General features: G+C 74.4%; 16 protein-coding genes. 6 read left to right on the plus strand and 10 right to left on the minus strand.

Annotation, left to right across the window (positions count from 1 at the left end; all coding sequences use genetic code 11):
* Positions 1 to 394: 394 nt before the first annotated feature.
* From cobT to FH715_RS13440, 3 genes are all read right to left on the minus strand, one after another.
* Positions 395 to 3,013 (minus strand): nicotinate-nucleotide--dimethylbenzimidazole phosphoribosyltransferase, encoded by a 2,619-nt coding sequence (cobT, locus tag FH715_RS13430; protein ID WP_139644842.1) that lies wholly within the window; start codon positions 3,011 to 3,013, stop codon positions 395 to 397.
* Between the two features lie 164 nt (positions 3,014 to 3,177).
* On the minus strand, positions 3,178 to 4,416 hold the full coding sequence (gene cbiE / locus FH715_RS13435; protein ID WP_139644843.1) for a precorrin-6y C5,15-methyltransferase (decarboxylating) subunit CbiE: 1,239 nt from the start codon (positions 4,414 to 4,416) through the stop codon (positions 3,178 to 3,180).
* A gap of 60 nt (positions 4,417 to 4,476) precedes the next feature.
* Positions 4,477 to 5,094, minus strand: a complete 618-nt coding sequence (locus FH715_RS13440) for a GNAT family N-acetyltransferase (RefSeq protein ID WP_139644845.1) — start codon at positions 5,092 to 5,094, stop codon at positions 4,477 to 4,479.
* A gap of 158 nt (positions 5,095 to 5,252) precedes the next feature.
* On the opposite strand from FH715_RS13440, the gene FH715_RS13445 reads away from it, so the two are divergent.
* The 3 genes from FH715_RS13445 (at position 5,253) to FH715_RS13455 (ending at position 9,485) form a co-directional block, all read left to right on the plus strand.
* Positions 5,253 to 5,909 carry a Crp/Fnr family transcriptional regulator gene (locus tag FH715_RS13445; protein ID WP_246108730.1) on the plus strand — a complete coding sequence of 219 codons (657 nt, stop codon included), beginning with the start codon at positions 5,253 to 5,255 and terminating at the stop codon, positions 5,907 to 5,909.
* A 175-nt stretch (positions 5,910 to 6,084) separates the two neighbouring features.
* Complete coding sequence (locus tag FH715_RS13450; RefSeq protein WP_139644849.1) at positions 6,085 to 7,173, plus strand: hypothetical protein; 1,089 nt, start codon at positions 6,085 to 6,087, stop codon at positions 7,171 to 7,173.
* 8 nt (positions 7,174 to 7,181) lie between these two features.
* Entirely contained in the window at positions 7,182 to 9,485 is a 2,304-nt protein-coding gene (locus FH715_RS13455; protein ID WP_139644851.1) for a hypothetical protein, read from the plus strand.
* On the opposite strand, the gene FH715_RS13460 is transcribed toward FH715_RS13455, so the two are convergent.
* The 3 genes from FH715_RS13460 to FH715_RS13470 form a co-directional block, all read right to left on the minus strand.
* Positions 9,440 to 10,306 (minus strand): MetQ/NlpA family ABC transporter substrate-binding protein, encoded by an 867-nt coding sequence (locus FH715_RS13460; protein WP_139644853.1) that lies wholly within the window; start codon positions 10,304 to 10,306, stop codon positions 9,440 to 9,442. The two genes, FH715_RS13455 and FH715_RS13460, sit on opposite strands and share 46 nt — an antisense overlap.
* A 77-nt stretch (positions 10,307 to 10,383) precedes the next feature.
* Entirely contained in the window at positions 10,384 to 11,052 is a 669-nt protein-coding gene (locus tag FH715_RS13465; protein WP_139644855.1) for a methionine ABC transporter permease, read from the minus strand.
* Complete coding sequence (locus FH715_RS13470; protein ID WP_139644857.1) at positions 11,049 to 12,149, minus strand: methionine ABC transporter ATP-binding protein; 1,101 nt, start codon at positions 12,147 to 12,149, stop codon at positions 11,049 to 11,051. Before FH715_RS13470 ends, FH715_RS13465 begins: the two co-directional genes overlap by 4 nt.
* Positions 12,150 to 12,583: 434 nt before the next feature.
* Between FH715_RS13470 and FH715_RS13475 the strand changes: the two genes are divergently transcribed.
* Positions 12,584 to 12,961, plus strand: a complete 378-nt coding sequence (locus FH715_RS13475; protein WP_139644859.1) for a hypothetical protein — start codon at positions 12,584 to 12,586, stop codon at positions 12,959 to 12,961.
* A complete protein-coding gene (locus FH715_RS13480) occupies positions 12,954 to 13,373 on the plus strand; it encodes a hypothetical protein (RefSeq protein ID WP_139644861.1) in 420 nt (139 codons plus the stop codon). The genes FH715_RS13475 and FH715_RS13480 overlap by 8 nt, the downstream gene beginning before the upstream one ends.
* Positions 13,374 to 13,498: 125 nt before the next feature.
* On the opposite strand, the gene FH715_RS13485 is transcribed toward FH715_RS13480, so the two are convergent.
* The 3 genes from FH715_RS13485 to FH715_RS13495 all read right to left on the minus strand — a co-directional run bounded on the left by FH715_RS13485 (position 13,499) and on the right by FH715_RS13495 (position 16,168).
* Complete coding sequence (locus FH715_RS13485; RefSeq protein ID WP_139644863.1) at positions 13,499 to 14,071, minus strand: LOG family protein; 573 nt, start codon at positions 14,069 to 14,071, stop codon at positions 13,499 to 13,501.
* Between the two features lie 130 nt (positions 14,072 to 14,201).
* On the minus strand, positions 14,202 to 14,711 hold the full coding sequence (locus FH715_RS13490; protein WP_139644864.1) for a GNAT family N-acetyltransferase: 510 nt from the start codon (positions 14,709 to 14,711) through the stop codon (positions 14,202 to 14,204).
* A gap of 290 nt (positions 14,712 to 15,001) precedes the next feature.
* Complete coding sequence (locus tag FH715_RS13495) at positions 15,002 to 16,168, minus strand: glycerophosphodiester phosphodiesterase (protein WP_425472711.1); 1,167 nt, start codon at positions 16,166 to 16,168, stop codon at positions 15,002 to 15,004.
* A gap of 458 nt (positions 16,169 to 16,626) precedes the next feature.
* Between FH715_RS13495 and FH715_RS13500 the strand changes: the two genes are divergently transcribed.
* Positions 16,627 to 17,307 carry a lysophospholipid acyltransferase family protein gene (locus FH715_RS13500; protein ID WP_139644867.1) on the plus strand — a complete coding sequence of 227 codons (681 nt, stop codon included), beginning with the start codon at positions 16,627 to 16,629 and terminating at the stop codon, positions 17,305 to 17,307.
* 34 nt (positions 17,308 to 17,341) lie between these two features.
* Here FH715_RS13500 and FH715_RS13505 read toward each other — a convergent pair whose 3' ends face one another.
* On the minus strand, positions 17,342 to 18,316 hold the full coding sequence (locus FH715_RS13505) for an aldo/keto reductase (protein ID WP_139644868.1): 975 nt from the start codon (positions 18,314 to 18,316) through the stop codon (positions 17,342 to 17,344).
* Positions 18,317 to 18,349: the final 33 nt, after the last annotated feature.

The following is an 18,349-nucleotide window of genomic DNA, read 5'->3' on the forward strand; positions in this document are numbered from 1 at the left end:
GTAGTCGACCTCCACCCGGCGGACGGTTGCCCGCGCAGTTCCCCGCGCCCCCACACAACCCGCCGGCGGCCCGCAGACAACAACCGTCCAAGCCGCAACAACCCCAGGGGCGCGGGGAACTGCGCGGTGCACCCGAGCCGGGCCGCAGACGACAACGGCCCTAGCCGGACCGGTACGTAGTCGACCTCCACCCGGCGGACGGTTGCCCGCGCAGTTCCCCGCGCCCCCACACAACCCGCCGGCGGCCCGCAGACAACAACCGTCCAAGCCGCAACAACCCCAGGGGCGCGGGGAACTGCGCGGCGCACCCGAACCGGGCCGCAGACGACAACCGCCCAAGCCACAACGGCGCGTAGTCGACCTCCACCCGGCGGACGGTTGCCCGCGCAGTTCCCTAGTTCTTGTCCGTGACGCCCGCCGAGTCGAACGTCGCGACCTGACGCATCGCGCGGGCCACGCTCTGCACCACCGGCAGCGCCAACAACGCGCCGCTGCCCTCGCCGAGGCGCAGGTCGAGGTCGATCATCGGGCGCAGGCCGAGCGCCGTGAGCGCCGCCTGGTGGCCGGGCTCCGAGCTGCGGTGCCCCGCGACGCAGACCGAGACCGCCTCCGGCGCGATGGCGCGGGCCGCCAGCGCGGCGGCGCCGGCGCTCACGCCGTCCAGCAGCACCGGGACGCGCTGCGCCGCGCCGCCCAGGATCAGGCCGGCGAGCGCCGCGTGTTCGAGCCCGCCGACGGCGGCCAGCACGCCCAACGGGTCGCCGGGGTCCGGCTGGTGGAGTTGGAGCGCGCGGCGGACGATGTCCACCTTGCGGGCGTGGGTCTCGTCGTCGACCCCGCTGCCGCGCCCGGTGACCTCGGCGGCCTCGGCGCCGGTGAACGCGGCGACCAGCGCCGCCGCCGGCGTCGTGTTGGCGACTCCCATCTCGCCGGTGAGCAGCGCGAGGTTGCCGGCCGACACCAGGTCGCGGGCGATCTCGATGCCGATCTCGACGGCGCGCAGCGCCTCGTCACGGGTCATCGCGGGGCCGATGCTGAGGTCGTTGGTGCCGGGCCTGACCCGGCGCGGGATCAGCCCCTGCATCGGCGGCAGTTCGTCCCTGACGCCCACGTCGATGACGCAGACCTCAGCGCCGACCTGCGCGGCGAACGCGTTGCAGACCGCTCCCCCGCCGAGGAAGTTGGCCACCATCTGGCCGGTGACCTCCTGCGGCCACGGGGTGACGCCCTGGGCGTGGACCCCGTGGTCGGCGGCGAAGATCGCCAGGGCCGCGGGCTCCGGCACGGGCGGCGGGCAGCTGCGGGAGAGGCCGCACAGCTGCGCGGAGATGACCTCCAGCGCGCCGAGCGAGCCGGCCGGCTTGGTCATCCGCTTCTGGCGTTCCCATGCCTCGCCGAGCGCCTGGGCGTCCAGCGGGCGGATCTCGGCCAGCGTCTCGCTCAGCAGGTCGTGCGGCTCCGCGCCGGGCAGGGCCCGGCGGCCGTAGGACTCCTCGTGGACGACCCAGGACAGCGGCCGGCGATGCGTCCAACCGCCCTGGCCCTGCTCGGCCTCCTCGGGGAAGGTGTCGACATAGCCGACGCACAGGTAGGCGACGACCTCAAGGTGCTCGGGCAGGCCCAGGGTGTGGACCAGTTCGCGTTCGTCGAAGAACCCGATCCAGCCCACGCCCAGGCCCTCGGCGCGGGCGGCGAGCCAGAGGTTCTCGACGGCGAGCGCCGAGGAGTAGGGCGTGGTCTGGGGCTGCGGGTGCCAGCCGTAGGTGTTGCGTCCGCCGCGGGTCGGGTCGGCGGTCACCACGATGTTGACGGGGGTGTCGCGGATGGCGTCGACGCTGAGCTGGCGGTACTGCCGGGCCCTGGCCCTGCTCAGGGACTTGGCGTAGGAGTCGCGTTGCCGCCGGGCCAGCTCGTGGATGGTGGCGCGGGTCTCGGGGGACTTGATGAGCACGAAGTCCCAGGGCTGGGCCGGGCCGACGCTGGGCGCGCTGTGCGCGGCCTCCAGCACGCGCAGCAGCACCTCGGGGGGCACCTGGTCGGGGCGGAAGCCGTGGTGCACGTCGCGGCGGTCGCGCATCAGCCGGTGCACGGCGTCCCGTTCGGACTCCGGGTACCCGGCGACGGGCGCCTCGGCAGTGGCCTCGACGGGCTCGGCGGCGGCCGGCTCGGCGACGGCCGGCTCGGGCTGTGGGAGCGGCTCGGCCGGCGGCGGGGCGGCGACCACGACGGTCTCCGCGTCGACCGCCACGGGCGGCGCCGGTGCCGGTACGGCCGGCTGCTCCGGCCGCGGCTCGACGGGAGGCGCCGCCTGCGCGGGGACCTCGACCGGCTCGGCGGGAACGTCGACCTGTGCGGCGGGGGCCCCGTCCTCTTCGGGCTGGAGCGGCTCAGGTGCCGGCGCCGGCTCCGGCGCCGCCTCAGGCTCCGGAACGTCCTGCTCGGCCACGGGTGGCGCGGTCGGGGCCTCTTCCGCGGGGGCCTCTTCCGCGGGGGCCTGCGGCGCCGGAACGGCCTCCGTCTCGACGGCCGGCTCGGGCGCCGGAACGGGCTCGGCCGCCTCGGCCACCGCCGGCTCGGCGGCGGGCTCCGCGACCGGTTCGGCAACGGCGGGCCCCGGCTCAACCGGCTCGGCGACAGCGGGCGCCGGCTCGGCCACCGGCTCCGCCGGGGCCGCGCTCGCCGCTGACGGCTCGTCGGCACGGGTCATCGGAACGTCCAGGTACTCCGGCTCCGTGGGGTGCGGGCCGGGGCCCGCCACCGGGCGGACGTTCTGCCGGGGCCGGGGCGCGGGTCGCACCGGCTGGGGCGGCGGCGCGGACGCCGACTCGCCCCAGGCGGCGGCGCTGCCGGGCATGAGCAGCTCCTCCTCCTCGGCCTCCTCGTCGTCGGCCACCGGGACATGCCCCGCGACGGGCTGCCCCTGGTACGGGTAGGCGGCGGGAGTGGATGGCTCCAACCCGCCCGGCTGCTCCGGCTGTTCCCGCTCGGGAATCTCACCCGGGGCGTCCGTCATGCGTCCACCTCGCCCATCGCACGTGCTCCTTCCGTTGCCACATGCCGGACCAAGCGGGACGAAACCGCGCGGCCGGCCGATGGCACAACGGTCGATCAGCCTACCCGGGATGGGAGCACGGCCGGCCGCCGGGTGGGCGACTGACCCCGGATGATCCGCTTTTGTCAGGTCACCGACGACAACAGCCGCGCGGCGAGCAGAAAGACGACGCTCCGCCCGCGTTCCGACCAGTCCTGGGCGGCGAGTTCCACGGACTGGAGCAGCGTGCACTCCACCGTGTAGCCGGCGCCGGTGAGCACCCGTCCGGCCTCCTCGGCCTGGTCGCGGTTGATGGCGTGGGTGACGAGCCGTTGGGGTCGGCGGTCGGCGCAGGCGACCAGGACCCGTTGGCCGCCGCCGCCCACCCGGATCAGGTCCGGCTGCGGCAGGTCGGTCAGCACCTGGGGCGCCGCGCCCCGCACGCAGCTGACCTGGACGCCGACGCGGCGGGCCGTGGCCTCGGTGAGGGCGGCGGCGTTCGGGTCGCGGTCCACGGCGATGGCCGCCGCGCCCAGCCGGGCGGCCTCGATCGCGGTGAGCCCGTTGCCGCTGCCCACGTCCCACAGCAGGTCGCCGAAGCGCGGGCCGAGCGCGGCGAGTTCGAGGGCGCGCAGCCGGCGGTCGCGGCCCGCGCCCTCGCTGTCGGGGGCGGGCACCGGCTGGCCGTAGTCGGCCGGGTCCAGGCCCCAGCCGCGCGGGCCCTCGGGGACGTCGCCCGTGGCGAGCCCGGCGAGCCAGCTGCTGGTGCTGGAGTGGGGGACGTTGCCGCCGATGACGATGACCACGTTGGGGTCGCGCCAGCGGTGCTGGGGAACGCGGTCGGAGGTGAGGACGGAGACCCGTTCGTCGTCGGTGCCCAGCGACTCGCAGATCACGAAGGTGCGTTGCTCGGGCCCGAGGAGCAGCGCGATCTCTGTGGGGCCGGCGTCGGGCGAGGTGAGGACGGCGACCTTGGGGTGGGCCCGGCAGACGTTGACCGCGCGGCGCAGGGTGCGTTCGCCGGCGACGACGATCCTGGCGTCGTCCCACGGCATCCCGGCGCGGGCGAACGCGGCGGCGACGGCCGAGACGGCGGGCACGACCTCGACCTCCAGGCCGTGGGCCGGGGCGCGCAGGGCGCGGACCACGCCGAAGAAGCCGGGGTCGCCGTCGGCGAGCACGACGGCCGTGCCCCGGTGCGCGGCGATCCGCTCGGCGGCGAGGGTGAGGCTGCCCAGCACGACGCGTTCGGCGTGCGGGGGGATGCCCGGCAGGGCGAGGTGGCGGGGCGCGCCGGCTACCAGGGTCGCCGCCCTGAGGGCGGTCACTGCGGCCGGGGCGAGTGGCGACCCGTCCCATCCGATCACGGTGACGCGGTCGGCCATGGTCAGGGGTCTCCTGCGGGGCGAGCGTTGGGTGGACGGCAGTTGAGCCTACCCCGCCGTTCAGCCCTCGGTCGTCGCGTCCCCCGCGTCGCCCAGGTCCTCGACGTCCTCGGGGAGCAGGCCCCAGACGATCAGGTCGGTGCGGATGTCGGCCCAGCCGCCGTCCTCGGTGCGGGAACGCACTATCAGCGCGTTGCGCAGCACGCCCTCGCTGATGCAGCCGATCTTCTGCGCGACCTGCTGGGAGGCGGTGTTGCCCGCGGCGGTGCGGAGTTCGAGGCGTTCGAACTTCTGGTCCCTGAAGAGCCACTGGGCGACCACCAGCACCGCCTCGGCGGCGTAGCCCTCTCCCCTGGCCCAGGGCGCCACCACGTAGCCGACCTCGGTGCTCAGCGTGCGCCAGTCGGTGTTCATCAGGTGGACGCTGCCCACCAGCCGGTGGGTGAGGTACTCGACGACGGCCAGCACGATGCCCCGGCCGCCGACGCGTTCGGCGGGGGCTCTTCGGGTGATCCAGTCGTACGCCTCGCGGCGGGTGTAGGGGATGGGCGCGGAGGTCCAGGCGACGCTCAGCTCGTCGCTCATCATCGCGGCCAGCTCGGGGGCGTCGGCCTCCTCGAACGGACGGAGGGTCAGGCGTTCTGTGCTGAGGGAGATGTCGGGGAAGGTGGGTGTCATACGTCGCTCCATCGCCTGGCCTGGGATTCATGCCAAGCATGGCGCATCCCGTCTCGGCCCCGGCCGTCGGGCCCCGGCTGTGTGTCGCCGCGAAACGGGGTCCCCGCACGCTCCCACCCTCTACCCTGCTGCCCAGGACGAGCCCTGGAGGTCGTGCGGTGGCCCAAGACGCCCTGACACCCGAGCAGTTGGGGCTGCTCCACGGTGCGGGAAGCGAACGTTCGTGGGCGCGCGGGGAGGTGGTCGTCCTGGAGGGCGCCCCGGCGCGTGACGTGATCCTCGTCGAGTCGGGCCTGGTGAAGGTGACGACGGTGTCGGCCAACGGCTACACCAGCGTGCTCGCGGTGCGCGGCCCGGGGGAGCTGCTGGGCGAGCTGTCCTGCCTGGACGGCGGGCCGCGTTCGGCGACGGTGACGGCGCTGGGCGCGGTGCGGGGCACGGTGGTTCCCGGCGAGAGGTTCCGGCGGCTGCTGGCGGCGCACGGCGCGCTGGCGCTCGCGGTGCTGCGCAGTGTCGCGGTGCGGCTGCGCGACTCGGACCGGCTGCGGGCCGAACACGGCGCCTACCCGGCGGGGGTGCGGGTGGCCGGGGTGCTGTGGGAGATGGCGGTGCGGCACGGGAGGCCGGTGGCCGGGCCGCCGGGGGCGCTGGCGGTGCGGGTGACGCAGCAGGAGCTGGCCGGCGCCGCCGGAACGTCGCGGGAGTCCCTGGTGCGGGCGCTGGGCGAGCTGGCGGCCGAGGGGCTGATCGTCCGCCGCCGGGGCCACACGGTGGTGGTGGACCTGGACGGGCTGCGGGACTGGCACCGGGACTGAACGGGCTGCGGGACTGGCGACGGGACTGAACGGGTGGGCGTCGACGCGTCATCTGACGCTGTGCGGGCGGGCGTCGAGCGGTGTGCTGGGGGTTGAGCGGGCGGGCCGGTCGACGACGGGGGGCGGCCCGCCTCGCTCGCGGAAGGGGTGTTCAGACGATCACGAGGGGAAGTTCATGCCGGTCAAGTACAGGTACCACACGATCGTGGTCCTCGATGTCGAGGGCTTCGGGAGGCGTCCCAACACCGTCCAGTCCTGGCTGCGGGACCGGCTGCGCCAGCTGTGGGAGGACGCGTTGGAGGGCGCCGGGATCGACTGGGAGGCGGGGCCGGCGCCCGAGGACCGCGGGGACGGCTGCGTTCTGCTGCTGCCGGGGACGGTGCCCAAGGAGGATGTCACCGGCCCCTTCGTGGAGCGGTTGCGGCACGGTCTGATCGCCCACGCGCGCACCAGCGGCGAGGCGGGCCGGATGCGGCTGCGGCTGGCGTTGCACGGCGGCGAGGTCGGCCACGACGGTCACGGCTGGGTGGGCGCCGACCTCAACACCGCCTGCCGGATGGTGGACCACCAGCCGCTGCGGGACGCGTTGGCCTCGGTGCCGGAGGCGGAGATGGTGGTCGCGGTCTCGGACGAGTGGCACCGCAAGGTGATCAGCCACGCCCACCCGGGGATCGACGCGCGGGAGTACCGGCCGGTGCGGTTCGACGCCAAGGAGATCGTCGGCGAGGCGGTCTGGGTGCGGGTCCCCGGGCACGCGTGGTCGCCGCCGGCGCCGGTGGCGGGGGCCGATCCCCGCGCCGGCTGGTCGCGGCGCGCGCGGGCGGCGGAGGAGGAGTCGGGGAGGTCGGAGGAGTCGGGGACGCGGGGCACGCCCGGCGTGTACATCGAGAACAACTCGGGCATCGGCTCCGTCCGCGACCTCCGTGACGGCGGGATCGGCGTGATGCACGGGTCGGTCCACCAGGTGTTCGGCGACCGCGCGGCCCGCCCCGCGGGGCGGGGCGACGAGCGGCTGGTGCGGGAACTGGAGGCGCTGCGCGGGCTGTTGAAGCAGTCCCTGGAGCGCGGGGACATCGACGACGGCACCTACCGGGACGCCGCGCACGAGCTGGACACGGCCGAGGGGTGCGCGGAGGCGGAGGACGGGGAGAGCCGGGGCACGCTCACCCGCGCCCTGGTGAAGCTCGGCGCGCTGGTCGCCGGCGTCGCCTCGGTCGCCGAGCCGGTGAGGCGGCTGGTCGAGACGCTGCGGGGTGGGGAGTGAACGGGCCCGTGATCACCGACAACAGCGGCATCGGCGCGCTCAACGGGGACATCACCCAGGGCGGCGTCGGCGTGCTCCACGGCGACCAGTACGTCAACCAGTACGTGCTGGACCCGACGGCCTCGCCCGAGCGGGTCTTCGCGGAGGGGATGCGCTGTCTGAACGCGGGACTGCGGGAGCGCGCCCGGCACCTGGTGGAGATCGCGTTCGGCAGGGGCCACCGGCACTCCCGTGAGCTGTTCTACGGCTGGGCGCTGACGATCATCAGCCGGCGCTCCCCCGAGGACCTCACGGACGAGGAGTGGCACCCGTTGCGCACGGCCCTCGACGGCGTGCGGCGTTCCGCCCCCGAGGCGTCGAACGGGCCGGCGGACGGGCCGGCGGACGAGGGCGGGTACGCGGAGGCGGCGGCGCTGATCGACGACCTGCTGACGGCGGCCATCACCCCGCGGGACGCGGGCGGTTCGGCGGACGCGGACGGTTCGGGGGACGCGGCGGGCGAGCCGCGGGGCGCGGTCTTCGAGCTGCGGATGGCCGCGCTGCCGCCCGCGCGGCGGGCCGAGATGGCCGACCATCTGCGCAAGGTGTGGGAGAGCGTGGAGCGGTCGGTGCTCAGCTCCGTGGAGTCGGCGGAGATCGACGCGAGCCTGACGCCGGAGGCCAGGGGCGAACGGGCGGCGCGCCTTCCGCTGTTCTTCACGCCCGATCCGCTGCCGCTGGTCGAGCCGCCGCCGGTCAAGGAGTCGGCGCTGCCTGGCGACCGCTCGGGCGCGGCCACGGTGCTCGGGATCGCCGGCGCCTTCTTCGTGGCCGGTCTGGTGCTGGCCCTCTCCGAGCTGGCCGAGCTCGCCGCGCCCGTGCTGGTGCTTCTGCTCGTCTTCGCGACCCCCGCCGTGGTGCTGCTGTCGGTCGGCGGGCGGGGCGAGTTACGCAGGCGGGCGCGCCAGCGCCGCCGGCCGCCGTGGCTGCGGGAGGGGCGTCCGCTGTCGCCGGAGAAGGCGCGGCGGCGGGAGATGGCGGACCAGGAGTCGGGGGCGTCGCCGCCGGCGAGCGAGGCGTTGGCCTTCCACGCCTTCCGCGCCCGGCTGGCGGTGCTGGCCGCCGCCAGGTTCGCCGAGAAGCGCCCGGCGGGCGGTCAGGATCCCGACACCTGGCGGTTCGTCACGGCCCAGCTCAGGTCCGAGCTGGTCGAGAGGCTGTCGGTGCGCTACTGGCGGACCGGGCAGCCCGAGGGCCTGGACTGGCTGCTCCAGCTGCGGGCCGGGCAGGCGGCGCACGGCGGGAACCTGCCGCCCGCCCCCCGCCCGGCCTACCAGCAGTGGGCCTGGGTGCGCCTCGGTCTGATCCTCCTCGCCGTGGCGCTGGCGGTGCCGGTGCTGCCGCTGGCCGTGGTCGCGCCGCCGATGGCGCTCCTGGTGCTGCTGCTGTGGGGGGCGTCGGTGTGGACGGCGCTGAGCGTGGGGGTCCGGCTGGTCGAGGTGGGCATGGCGGCCCGGGAGATGGCCGACTTCGCCGACGAGGGGCGGGCCCACGCCGAGTGGAGCGCGTTTCTGCGGGCCAACAGGCCGGGGGACGAGCTGGTGGGACGCTGGATCGACCTGGAGCAACGGGCGATGCTGCGCGACGTGTTGCGGGATCACCGGATGCGGCACCACGGCATCCTCTTCACGTTCTCCCTGCTGGAGCCGGCGCCCGACTGCGTGCGGGCCAAGGTGCCGTTCGGGCCGCCGCGCTACTCGCGTTACGGGCTGAGGCTCTTCGTGCTGACGATGGCCGGCGTGTGGGTCTGCAGCTGGGAGATCGACGCGGCCACCGCGGTGCACGACGGGCGCAGGGACTTCGTCTTCCGCTTCGACTCGATCAGTTCGGTGGTGCTCCAGACCGCCGCGGCCCGGGCCGGCTCGACCGGTCTGGGAACGGCGCCCGAGCCCCGGGCCCGCACCGGGGAGGTGCTGCGTCTGGTGCTGAACAACCGGGAGGACCTGGAGGTGCGGATCGAGGACCACCACCAGCTGGTGGCGGCGGGCGCCGACCTCGGGCAGCTGCGGGAGGTGGCGTTGGAGACCTCGGGGGTCACGGCCGGCTTCCGGGTGCTGGCCGCGTTGGCCACCGAGGGCGAGGGATGGTTCGACGTGCGGCGCGCCCAGTCCCGCCAGGCGTTCCTCGACGAGGACGAGGACGAGGGGGAGGCGGAGGGGGGAACGGGCCGCCGCCCCGGCCCGGAGGCGGGGGCGGCGGCCCGGGAGGCGTTCGGGGCCGGTGCGCGTCAGGCGCCCGGGGCCTCGAAGGCCGGGATGACGGAACCCTCGTAGGTGTCCTCGATGAACTGCCGCACCTCGTCGGAGTTCAGCAGTTCGGCGAGTCGCTCGACCCGCGGGTCGTCCTCGTTGCCCGCGTTGACGGCCAGGAAGTTGGCGTACGGGTTGCCCTCGGCCTCCTCCAGGATCAGCGCGTCCTCGGCGGGGGCCAGGTTCGCCTCCAGCGCGTAGTTGCCGTTGATCACGGCGGCGTCGAAGTCGTCCAGGGCGCGGGGCAGGGAGGCGGCCTCCAGTTCCTGGAAGGTGATGCCGTTGTCCTCGGTGACGTCCGCCGGGGTGGCCTCGGCGCCGACGCCGTCGGCGAGCTCGATGACGCCCTCGGAGGCGAGCAGGTGCAGCGCCCGGCCGCCGTTGGTGACGTCGTTGGGAATGGCGACCCTGGCCCCCTCCCCCAGCTCGTCGGCGCCGGCCAGCTCGCTGGAGTAGAGGCCGAGCGGCTCCAGGTGGACGTTGGCCACCGGCACGATGTCGGTGCCCTGCTGGGCGTTGAAGTCGTCCAGGTAGGGCTGGTGCTGGAAGAAGTTGGCGTCCACGTCGCCGTCGTTGACCAGGGTGTTGGGGGTCACGTAGTCGGTGACCTCCCGGATGTCCAGGTCGAGCCCGGCCTCCTCGGCCAGGTTGTCGCGGACGAACTCCAGGATCGCGACGTGCGGGACGGGGTTGGCCGCCACGCTCAGCGGCTGCGACGGGTCGGCGTTGTCGCCGTCCCCCGAGCCGCCGGTGTCCGGGTCGGAGTCCGTGCCGCAGGCCGTCAGGGCCAGGGCGAGGGCGGTGGTGGCGGCGAGAACGGCGCCGTGCCTGAGGTGGGTACGCACGAAGAGTGCCTTTCACTTGCGGCGGGTGGTGACAGGGGCCGGGAGTCGTCCCGGGGTCTGTGGGGCGGGCCGGCGGGTCAGCCGGTCCGGGTGCGGCGGGCGAGGAGCCGGACGACGCCGTCGCCGAGCAGCTGCACGGCGGTGACGATCACCAGCAGGACGACGACGGTCAGCAGCATGAACTCGTCCTCGAAGCGCTGGTAGCCGTAGGTGTAGGCGAGGGTGCCGAGCCCGCCGCCGCCGACCGCGCCGGCCATGGCCGAGTAGCCGATCAGCGCGATGACGGTGGTGGTCAGCCCCGCGACCAGCGAGGGCAGCGACTGCGGCAGCAGCACCTTCCCGACCACGGTCCAGGTGCCGCCGCCCATCGCGTGCGCCGCCTCGACCAGCCCGTGGTCGACCTCGCGCAGCGCGGTCTCCACCAGCCGCGCGAAGAACGGGATGGCGGCGATCGCCAGCGGCACCACGGCGGCCGTCGGCCCGATCGCCGTACCGACCACGAAGCGGGTGAACGGGATCAGCGCGACCAGCAGGATGATGAACGGCAGCGAGCGGCCGACGTTGACGACGACGCCGATCGCCCGGTTGGCGACCACGTTGCGCAGCGGCCCGCCCTTGTCGGTGAGGACCAGCAGCACGCCGAGCGGCAGGCCGCCGAGGACCGAGTAGAACGTGGCCCAGCCGACCATGTACAGGGTGTCGATCGTGCCCTGGGTGAGCAGCGGCTCCATCTGGGACCAGGTCATCGGGTGCCCTCCGGGGCGAGTGCGTCGGTGGGCCGGGGCCCGGGGTCTTCGTCGGTCCCGCCGTCGGCGGGGGTCTCCCGGGGCGCGGGCGCCTCCCGCGCGGCGGGCTCCACGGTGAGGCCGCGCTCGCGCAGATAGGCGAGGGCCTCCGCGTTGCTCTCCGGGTGGCCGGGCAGCTCGATCCGCATCCGGCCGACCTGACGGCCGCCGACGGTGTCCATGGCGGCGCCGAGGATCGACACGTCGACATCGTGGGCCCGCGCCAGGTGGGAGATGACCGGCTGGCCGGCGTTCTCCCCGTGGAAGGTGACGTCCACGACGGTGCGCCCGTCGCCGGCGACCGGCCCGGCGACGGGGAACAGCTCACGCGCCAGCCGGGAGCCCGGCGTCGCCAGCAGCTCGTTGACCACGCCGGCCTCGACGATCCGGCCGTGCTCCATCAGCGCCGCCGAGTCGCACACCGCCTTGACGACGTCCATCTCGTGGGTGATCAGCAGCACCGTCAGGCCGAGCTGCTTGTTGAGGTCCCGCAGCAGCCCCAGCACGGAACGGGTGGTCTCCGGGTCCAGGGCGGAGGTGGCCTCGTCGGAGAGCAGCACCTTGGGGTCGCCGGCCAGCGCCCGCGCGATCCCGACGCGCTGCTTCTGGCCGCCGGACAGCTGCGCCGGGTAGGCGGCGGCGTGGTCGGCGAGGCCCACGAGGTCGAGCAACTCCAGTGCCTTCCGGGCCCGTTCGCGCCGGGTCAGCCCCAGGATCTCCAGCGGTAGCTCGACGTTGCCGCGCACCGTGCGGGAGGAGAGCAGGTTGAAGTGCTGGAAGATCATGCCGATGCCGGTGCGCGCCCGGCGCAGCGAACGGCCCGCCCTGTGGCGCGGTCCTGGCAGCGCGGTGAGGTCCTGGCCGTCGACGGTCACGGTGCCGGAGTCGGGGCGTTCCAGCAGGTTGACGCAGCGGATCAGGGTGGACTTGCCCGCCCCGCTGCGACCGATGACGCCGTACATCTCGCCCGGCTCGACATGGAGGCTGACGCCGTCGAGCGCGGTGACCTCGCGGCCACGTGAACGGTAGACCTTGGTGAGATCCGTGGTGGTGATCACTGGCTTCCATCGCTGTAGGCGGGCGCACGACGGCCGTGGGCCCTGGCGGAGGTGTCAGGTGCGGAGCGCGTGAGCGGGGAACGGCCGGCCGGGGACCGTCCGGTCAGGTCCGGCCGTTCCGGCGACGCACGGGCGGGCCGGCGCGGCGGCGGGTTCGCTTCGGGGCGCGAGGCGCTCGGTGGGGGCCCTCAGCGGGCACACATTCGACACGGACAGTGAGCACCGGGCAACATCTGCGCCTCGGTCGCCGCGTGGGGGCTGCTCGTCGGTGTCATGCCGTCCAGTAAAACAGACCGGTCAGAGCGTTATCACCACGGTCCGGCGCGCTGTGGCCAACGCCACGTCGCGCCGTCCCCGGCGGGCGGCGTCTCCCGGGCGCCGGGGGCCGGGCCCCGAGGTCCGGCGGGCCCGCGAGCCGGGCTAGAGTCGTCGCCATGTTCACCCCGTTGACGGTCACGGTCGTGGTGACCGGGCTGCTGCTGGCGGTCTGGTGCGGGTACGCGTCCTTCCGCGACCAGCCGGTCAAGGACTGGCACTACGGGGGCGCGGCGCTCGTCGAACTCTTCGCCCTGGCCCAGGCCGTGGTCTCCACGGTCGCCCTCGCGGGCGGCGACCGGCCGGCCGGCGACGGCAGCACGGTGGTCTTCGTCTGCTACCTGGTCGCGGTGCCGCTGTGTCTGCCGCTGACGGTCGTCGTCTCCTTCACCGAACGGAACCGCTGGGGCTCGGCGACGGTCGCCGTCGGCGCGGCCGTGGCGGCGGTCCTGGAGCTGCGGCTGGCCGACGTGTGGGCGGGGGCGGCCGGTGTCTGAGGCCCCGACGACCGCGTCCCCCGGCGGGCGGCCGGACCTGAAGCACGGCCCGGGGCGGCTGCTGGTGCTGCTCTACGGGATCTTCGCGGTGGGCGCCGCCTCGCGCTCGCTCTACCAGCTGTCGACCAGGTTCGACGACGCGCCGGTGGCGTATGTGCTGTCCGCGGTGGCCGCCGTGGTCTACGCCGCGATCACCTTCTGCCTCGTCCGGGGCGGGGAACGCGCGCGGCGCGTCGGACTCGTGTGCTGCGCGGTCGAGTTGGTCGGCGTCCTGACCGTCGGCACCTGGTCGCTGGTCGACCCCGGCGCCTTCCCCGACGCGACGGTCTGGTCCGACTACGGCATCGGCTACGTCTTCCTCCCCCTGATCCTCCCCCTCACCGGCCTGCGCTGGCTCCGCGCGGCGGCGTAGCCGCTGCGCGGCAGTGCGGGGACGCGGGCCCGTGCGGGGACGCGAGCAACCCACCACCGGGCCGGCGGACGACCACCCACCCGCACCACCCGGCACCGCTGTCGGCGGACGGCCCGCCGGAGGCCTCAGCGGGGCCGCGCCGGCTGGTATCCCTCACGGATACGGGCGTCCAACACCTCCAGCAGACCGGCGAGGTCCCCCGCGACGGCGAGGTCGTCCAACGTCCTGGCCGAGAGCAGCCCCGTGTCGGCGATGCCGCGCAGGGCGTCCAGCAGCGGCGTCCAGAAGCCGCCCGCGTCGAGAAGCCCGACCGGCTTGGCGTGGAGCCCCAGTTGGCGCCACGACCACACCTCGAATATCTCCTCCAGCGTGCCGAGCCCGCCCGGCAGGGCCGCGAACGCGTCGGCGCGGTCGGCCATGAGCGCCTTGCGTTCGTGCATCGTCTCGCAGATGACCAGCTCGGTCAGGCCCTCGTGCGCCCACTCCCGTGCGATCAGGTCGCGCGGCATCACGCCGATGACCTCTCCGCCCGCCTTCAGCGCGGCGTCCGCGACGACGCCCATCAGCCCCGAGCGGCCCCCGCCGTAGACCAGCCCGACACCCCGTTCGGCCAGCCCGGTCCCCACGGCGGCGGCCAGCGCGGCGTACGCCGGGTCGTTGCCGTGGGACGAGGCGAGGAAGACAGCGAGGCGGCGCATGGGGCACTCCGGACGAGAACGAGGGGCGGACAACACCTCGGCCGGCGGCAGACGCCGCCGGCCGGTGGGTGGGGGCGCGCCGCGAGGGAAGCGGGCGCCCGGGTGGGAACGGGTCGGAACGGGTGGGAAGCTACGCGGCGACCGTGCGCTCCGGCTCCGGGACGGCCACCGGCTTCTCCATGGTGACCAGCGACAGATGGCGCGAGATCTGCTCCACGGAGACCGGGGCGTAGCCGAGGCGGCGGTAGAGCCGCTGGTTGGCCGCGCCGCGCTGCCCCGTGGAGAGGCGGTAGCGGGCGGCGGAACGCTCGGCGGCCAGCCGCCGTTCGACCGCGACCAGCAGCCGCCCGCCCAGCCCGTGCCGCTGCATCCTCGGATGGACGATCAGCCGGCCGATCGGGGCCGTGCCGTCGGCCTCGACCGTGCCGCGTACCGAGCCGACGACCTCCGCGCCGAGCCGCGCCACCAGGACGCAGCTCTCGGCCAGTTCGGCGCGCAGCTCGTCGAGGGACTGGGTGAGCGGTTCGATGCCGTAGTCGCCGTACAGCTCGGCCTCCGACTGGTAACACAGGTACTGGAGTTTGAGGATCTGCTCGACATCCCGCTCGGTCGCCGGCTCGATCGTGACGCTCATGCCCATTGCACACGCCTCCAGGTGAGGAGTTCGGCCGGCCGCGCTGAGGTGAGGGTGCAGGCGGGCCGGCAACAGCCCTGACGACGCAGGTCAGAACCCGCGCCGTCAGCATTGTGCTAGGGAGCGGCCCGTGGGGGAATGCCCCCGGGCCAACCGCGCTGTGAGATTCACGACTCACTCACCGTTCCGGCCGCCACGAGCCGGGCGAAACGGCAGGGAAACGGACGGCGAACGACGCGCGCCGCCCGGTCGCTCGTTCGGGTGAAGGAGCCGGGCGGCGCGGTGGTGACGTGGCGTCAGCCCCTGAAGTCCTCCGCCGCGAGCAGCGCCGTGTCGGGGTGGTCGGCGAAGATCCCGTCGACGCCGGCCTCGAAGTAGGCGCGGGCGGCGCCGAAGACGTCGCCGTAGCCGTTGGGGTCCGTGCCGCGCTGGAAGTCGGCGGGCAGGAAGGCGTTCTCGTTGCGCAGCGTGTACGGGTGCACCAGCAGCCCGGCGCGGTGGGCGTCGGCGACCAGGGACGAGGGCTCGGCGAGCGAGCCGTCGTCGGCGCGCGGGATGACCAGGTCGAGGGTCGGGCCGAGACCGTGCGCGTAGCCGGCGATCTCGGCGAGTCCCTCGGGGGTGACCAGGTCGGCGACGGTGCGCGGGTCGCCGGACTCGACGAAGTCCCACGGCCGGTCGTCGGCCGCGCCCAGCAGCACCACGCCCGGCGTGTCGACCAGTTCGGCGAGCCGCTGGACGCTGGTGGGCTCGAAGGACTGGAGGAAGATCGGGGCGTTGGCGCGGTGCAGCCGGTGCCGGCGCAGCAGCCGGGCCAGCGGCTCCTCCAGACCGAGGCCGAGGGAACGGAAGTAGCTCGGGTGCTTGGTCTCCGTGTACAGCCACACCGGCCGCCCCCGCTCCCGGCCGCGCTCGGCCGCCCACTCCAGCACCTCATCGAAGGTGGGAACGGTCCAACGGCCGTCGTAGAGCGTGTTGTGGGGACGCTGCTCGGGGATGCGCTCGGTGGCTCGCAGGGTCTTCAGCTCGGCGAGGGTGAAGTCCTCGGTGAACCAACCCGTCAGCTCGACACCGTCGATGCTCTTCGTGGCGCGGCGGTCGGCGAACTCCGGGTGGTCGGCGACATCGGTGGTGCCGGTGATGTCGTTCTCGTGGCGGCAGACGAGATGGCCGTCGCGGGTCGGGACGAGGTCCTGCTCGATGATGTCGGCGCCGAGGTCGAGGCCCAACTGGTAGGAGCCCAGGGTGTGTTCGGGGCGGTAGCCGGAGGCGCCCCGGTGCGCGACGACGGTGGGTGTCGGCAGCCGGTCGCGCCCGCCGCCGGGGCGGCCGGGGCCGCCGGCCGCCCGGGCGGTGCCGGCGCCCAGCAGTCCCGCCGTGCCGGCGCCGGCCATCGCCGCGCCGAGCACGGCGCGGCGGCCCGGCCGGCCCCGCTCTGTCTCCGTCACCTGTCGCGCTGCCATCTCGTCTCCCTCGTCGGTGCTCCACGAAACGTCGCTCGACCCTAGGGAGCGGGGGTGGTCGTGTCCGGGAAGCGTGGGCGAACTCCAGACGAACCTGCTTGCCGCAGGATGTGAGGACGACAACGGTGCGGGGCCGCACGGTGCGTTGTCGCCCTCACCCCGGTGATGGGTTACCCGCGCAGTTCCCCGCGCCCCTGCACTGCCGGTGGGCGGCTTGGGGGCGCGGGGAACTGCGCGGTGCATCCGTGGCGGGGGAAAGACGGCCGCGGTGCCCCACCGGCAAGGTGAGTCGTGGGCCGGAGAGGGCCGGCCGCCCAGGCCCCCGTGGTGTGATGTTCTCCGCACCATGGGGTGAACCCTGTGCGGGAAGACTCCGTGCGCGCGAGTATCGTCCCTATGCGTCACGGTCCCCCGGATCGTGGCGCCCCGCGCGCGACCATGACCGACCGGAGGGGAAGTTGTCCCGTTTCGTTGTACTGAAGGTGCTGCTCGGCCCGCTGCTGAAGCTGCTTCTGCGCCCCCGGGTCGAGGGGCTGGAGCGGATTCCGGCCAGCGGTCCCGTGATCCTCGCCGGCAACCATCTCACCTTCATCGACTCGGTGATCCTCCCGCTGGTCTGCGAGCGCCAGGTCTTCTTCATCGGCAAGGACGAGTACGTCAAGGGCCGTTCGCTGAAGGGGCGGCTGATGGCGTGGTTCTTCACCGCCGTCGGGATGATCCCCGTGGACCGCGACGGCGGGCGCGGCGGCGTCGCGGCGTTGATGACGGGGCGCCGGGTGCTGGAGCGCGGTGACATGTTCGGGATCTACCCGGAGGGCACCAGGTCGCCCGACGGGCGGCTGTACCGGGGCCGGACGGGGATCGCCCGGCTGACGCTGATGACCGGCGCGCCGGTGGTGCCGTTCGCGATGATCGGCACCGACCGGGTGCAGCCGGGCGGCCGTGGGCTGCCGAAGCTGGGCGCGGGGCGGCGGATCACCGTGCGGTTCGGCGACCCGCTGGACTTCTCCCGGTACGAGGGCATGGACCGGGACCGCTATGTGCTGCGGGCCGTGACCGACGAGGTGATGACGGACGTGATGCGGCTCTCCGGTCAGGAGTACGTCGACATGTACGCCACGAAGGCGCGCGCCGCCTGATCCGTTCGGCCGTGCGCGCCCCGGCGACGACGGTTCACCGCCAGGGCAGCGCGGCGCGGGTGCGCCAGTAGGTCTCGGGGGTCTCGACCAGCCGGGCCAACGAGGTCAGCGGCGCCGGGTCGAGGCTGAGCCCGGCGGCGGCCACGTTGTCGTTCAGCTGGGCGACGGTCGCCGCGCCGGAGAGCACGATCCCCGCCCACGGCTGGGCCAGCACGGCGGCCAACGCGACCGCGTCGGCGCTGGTCGCGGTCTCCTGGGCGAGCCGCAGCAGTTCGGGCGGCGCCGCCTCGCCGGCGAGGCGGCCGTTGGCCAGCGCCTCCTTAACGATCACGGTGCGGCCCGCCTCGTGGGCCTCGGCGAGCGCCGGCGCGGCCGAGGGCTCCAGCAGGTTGAACGTCGCCTGCACGGTGGTGAAGAGCGGGCGTCCGGCGACCGTGATCTCCAGCGCCGCGCGGATCGCCTCCGCCTGCGCGGGCCCGCTGGTGGAGAGCCCGACGCTCACGCCGTCCTCGACCAGCCGCGCCAGTCTGGCGTGCACGGCCGGGTCACTCAACGCGGGGCTGGCGGGTGTCACCGAGTGGATCTGGTAGAGGTCGAGCCGGGCTCCGAGCAGCGCCGTGGTCTCGGCGTGCTGCCGGTCGAGGGTGGCCGCCGAGTGGTCCTTCACCTCGTGGACGTCGGCCTCGGTACGCCAGTCGGCGGTGTAGGTATAGCCCCACTTGCTGCCGACGACCAGTTCCTTGGCGGCCTCGGCGCGGCTGTCCAGCCAGCCGGCCAGGAACTCCTCCGACCTGCCGTAGGAGCGCGCCGCGTCGACGTAGCGCACGCCCTGGGTGAACGCGGCGTCCAGCAGCCGGTGGGTGCGTTCCCGCAGCGCCTCGGGGGTGCGTTCGGCCGGCAGGTCGGCGGCGCGGCCGAGGTTGAGGTAGCCGGGGCGGCCGACGGCGGCGAGCCCGAGCCCGATCCTGGCGGTCGGGGTGGCCTCGGGGTGGAACCGTGTGAACGCCATCGCGTCCCCTTTCACGCCTGTTCTCGTGGCTGT

It is taken from the genome of Streptomyces sedi, assembly GCF_006335015.1.
Classification (GTDB): domain Bacteria; phylum Actinomycetota; class Actinomycetes; order Streptomycetales; family Streptomycetaceae; genus Streptomyces; species Streptomyces sedi.

Excerpts from the sequence above, each read along its gene's own strand:
- cobT (WP_139644842.1), bottom strand. The coding sequence starts at position 3,013 with ATGACGGACGCCCCGGGTGAGATTCCCGAGCGGGAACAGCCGGAGCAG.
- cbiE (WP_139644843.1), bottom strand. The coding sequence starts at position 4,416 with ATGGCCGACCGCGTCACCGTGATCGGATGGGACGGGTCGCCACTCGCC.
- FH715_RS13440 (WP_139644845.1), bottom strand. The coding sequence starts at position 5,094 with ATGACACCCACCTTCCCCGACATCTCCCTCAGCACAGAACGCCTGACC.
- FH715_RS13450 (WP_139644849.1), top strand. The coding sequence starts at position 6,085 with ATGCCGGTCAAGTACAGGTACCACACGATCGTGGTCCTCGATGTCGAG.
- FH715_RS13465 (WP_139644855.1), bottom strand. The coding sequence starts at position 11,052 with ATGACCTGGTCCCAGATGGAGCCGCTGCTCACCCAGGGCACGATCGAC.
- FH715_RS13475 (WP_139644859.1), top strand. The coding sequence starts at position 12,584 with ATGTTCACCCCGTTGACGGTCACGGTCGTGGTGACCGGGCTGCTGCTG.
- FH715_RS13485 (WP_139644863.1), bottom strand. The coding sequence starts at position 14,071 with ATGCGCCGCCTCGCTGTCTTCCTCGCCTCGTCCCACGGCAACGACCCG.
- FH715_RS13490 (WP_139644864.1), bottom strand. The coding sequence starts at position 14,711 with ATGGGCATGAGCGTCACGATCGAGCCGGCGACCGAGCGGGATGTCGAG.
- FH715_RS13495 (WP_425472711.1), bottom strand. The coding sequence starts at position 16,168 with ATGGCAGCGCGACAGGTGACGGAGACAGAGCGGGGCCGGCCGGGCCGC.
- FH715_RS13505 (WP_139644868.1), bottom strand. The coding sequence starts at position 18,316 with ATGGCGTTCACACGGTTCCACCCCGAGGCCACCCCGACCGCCAGGATC.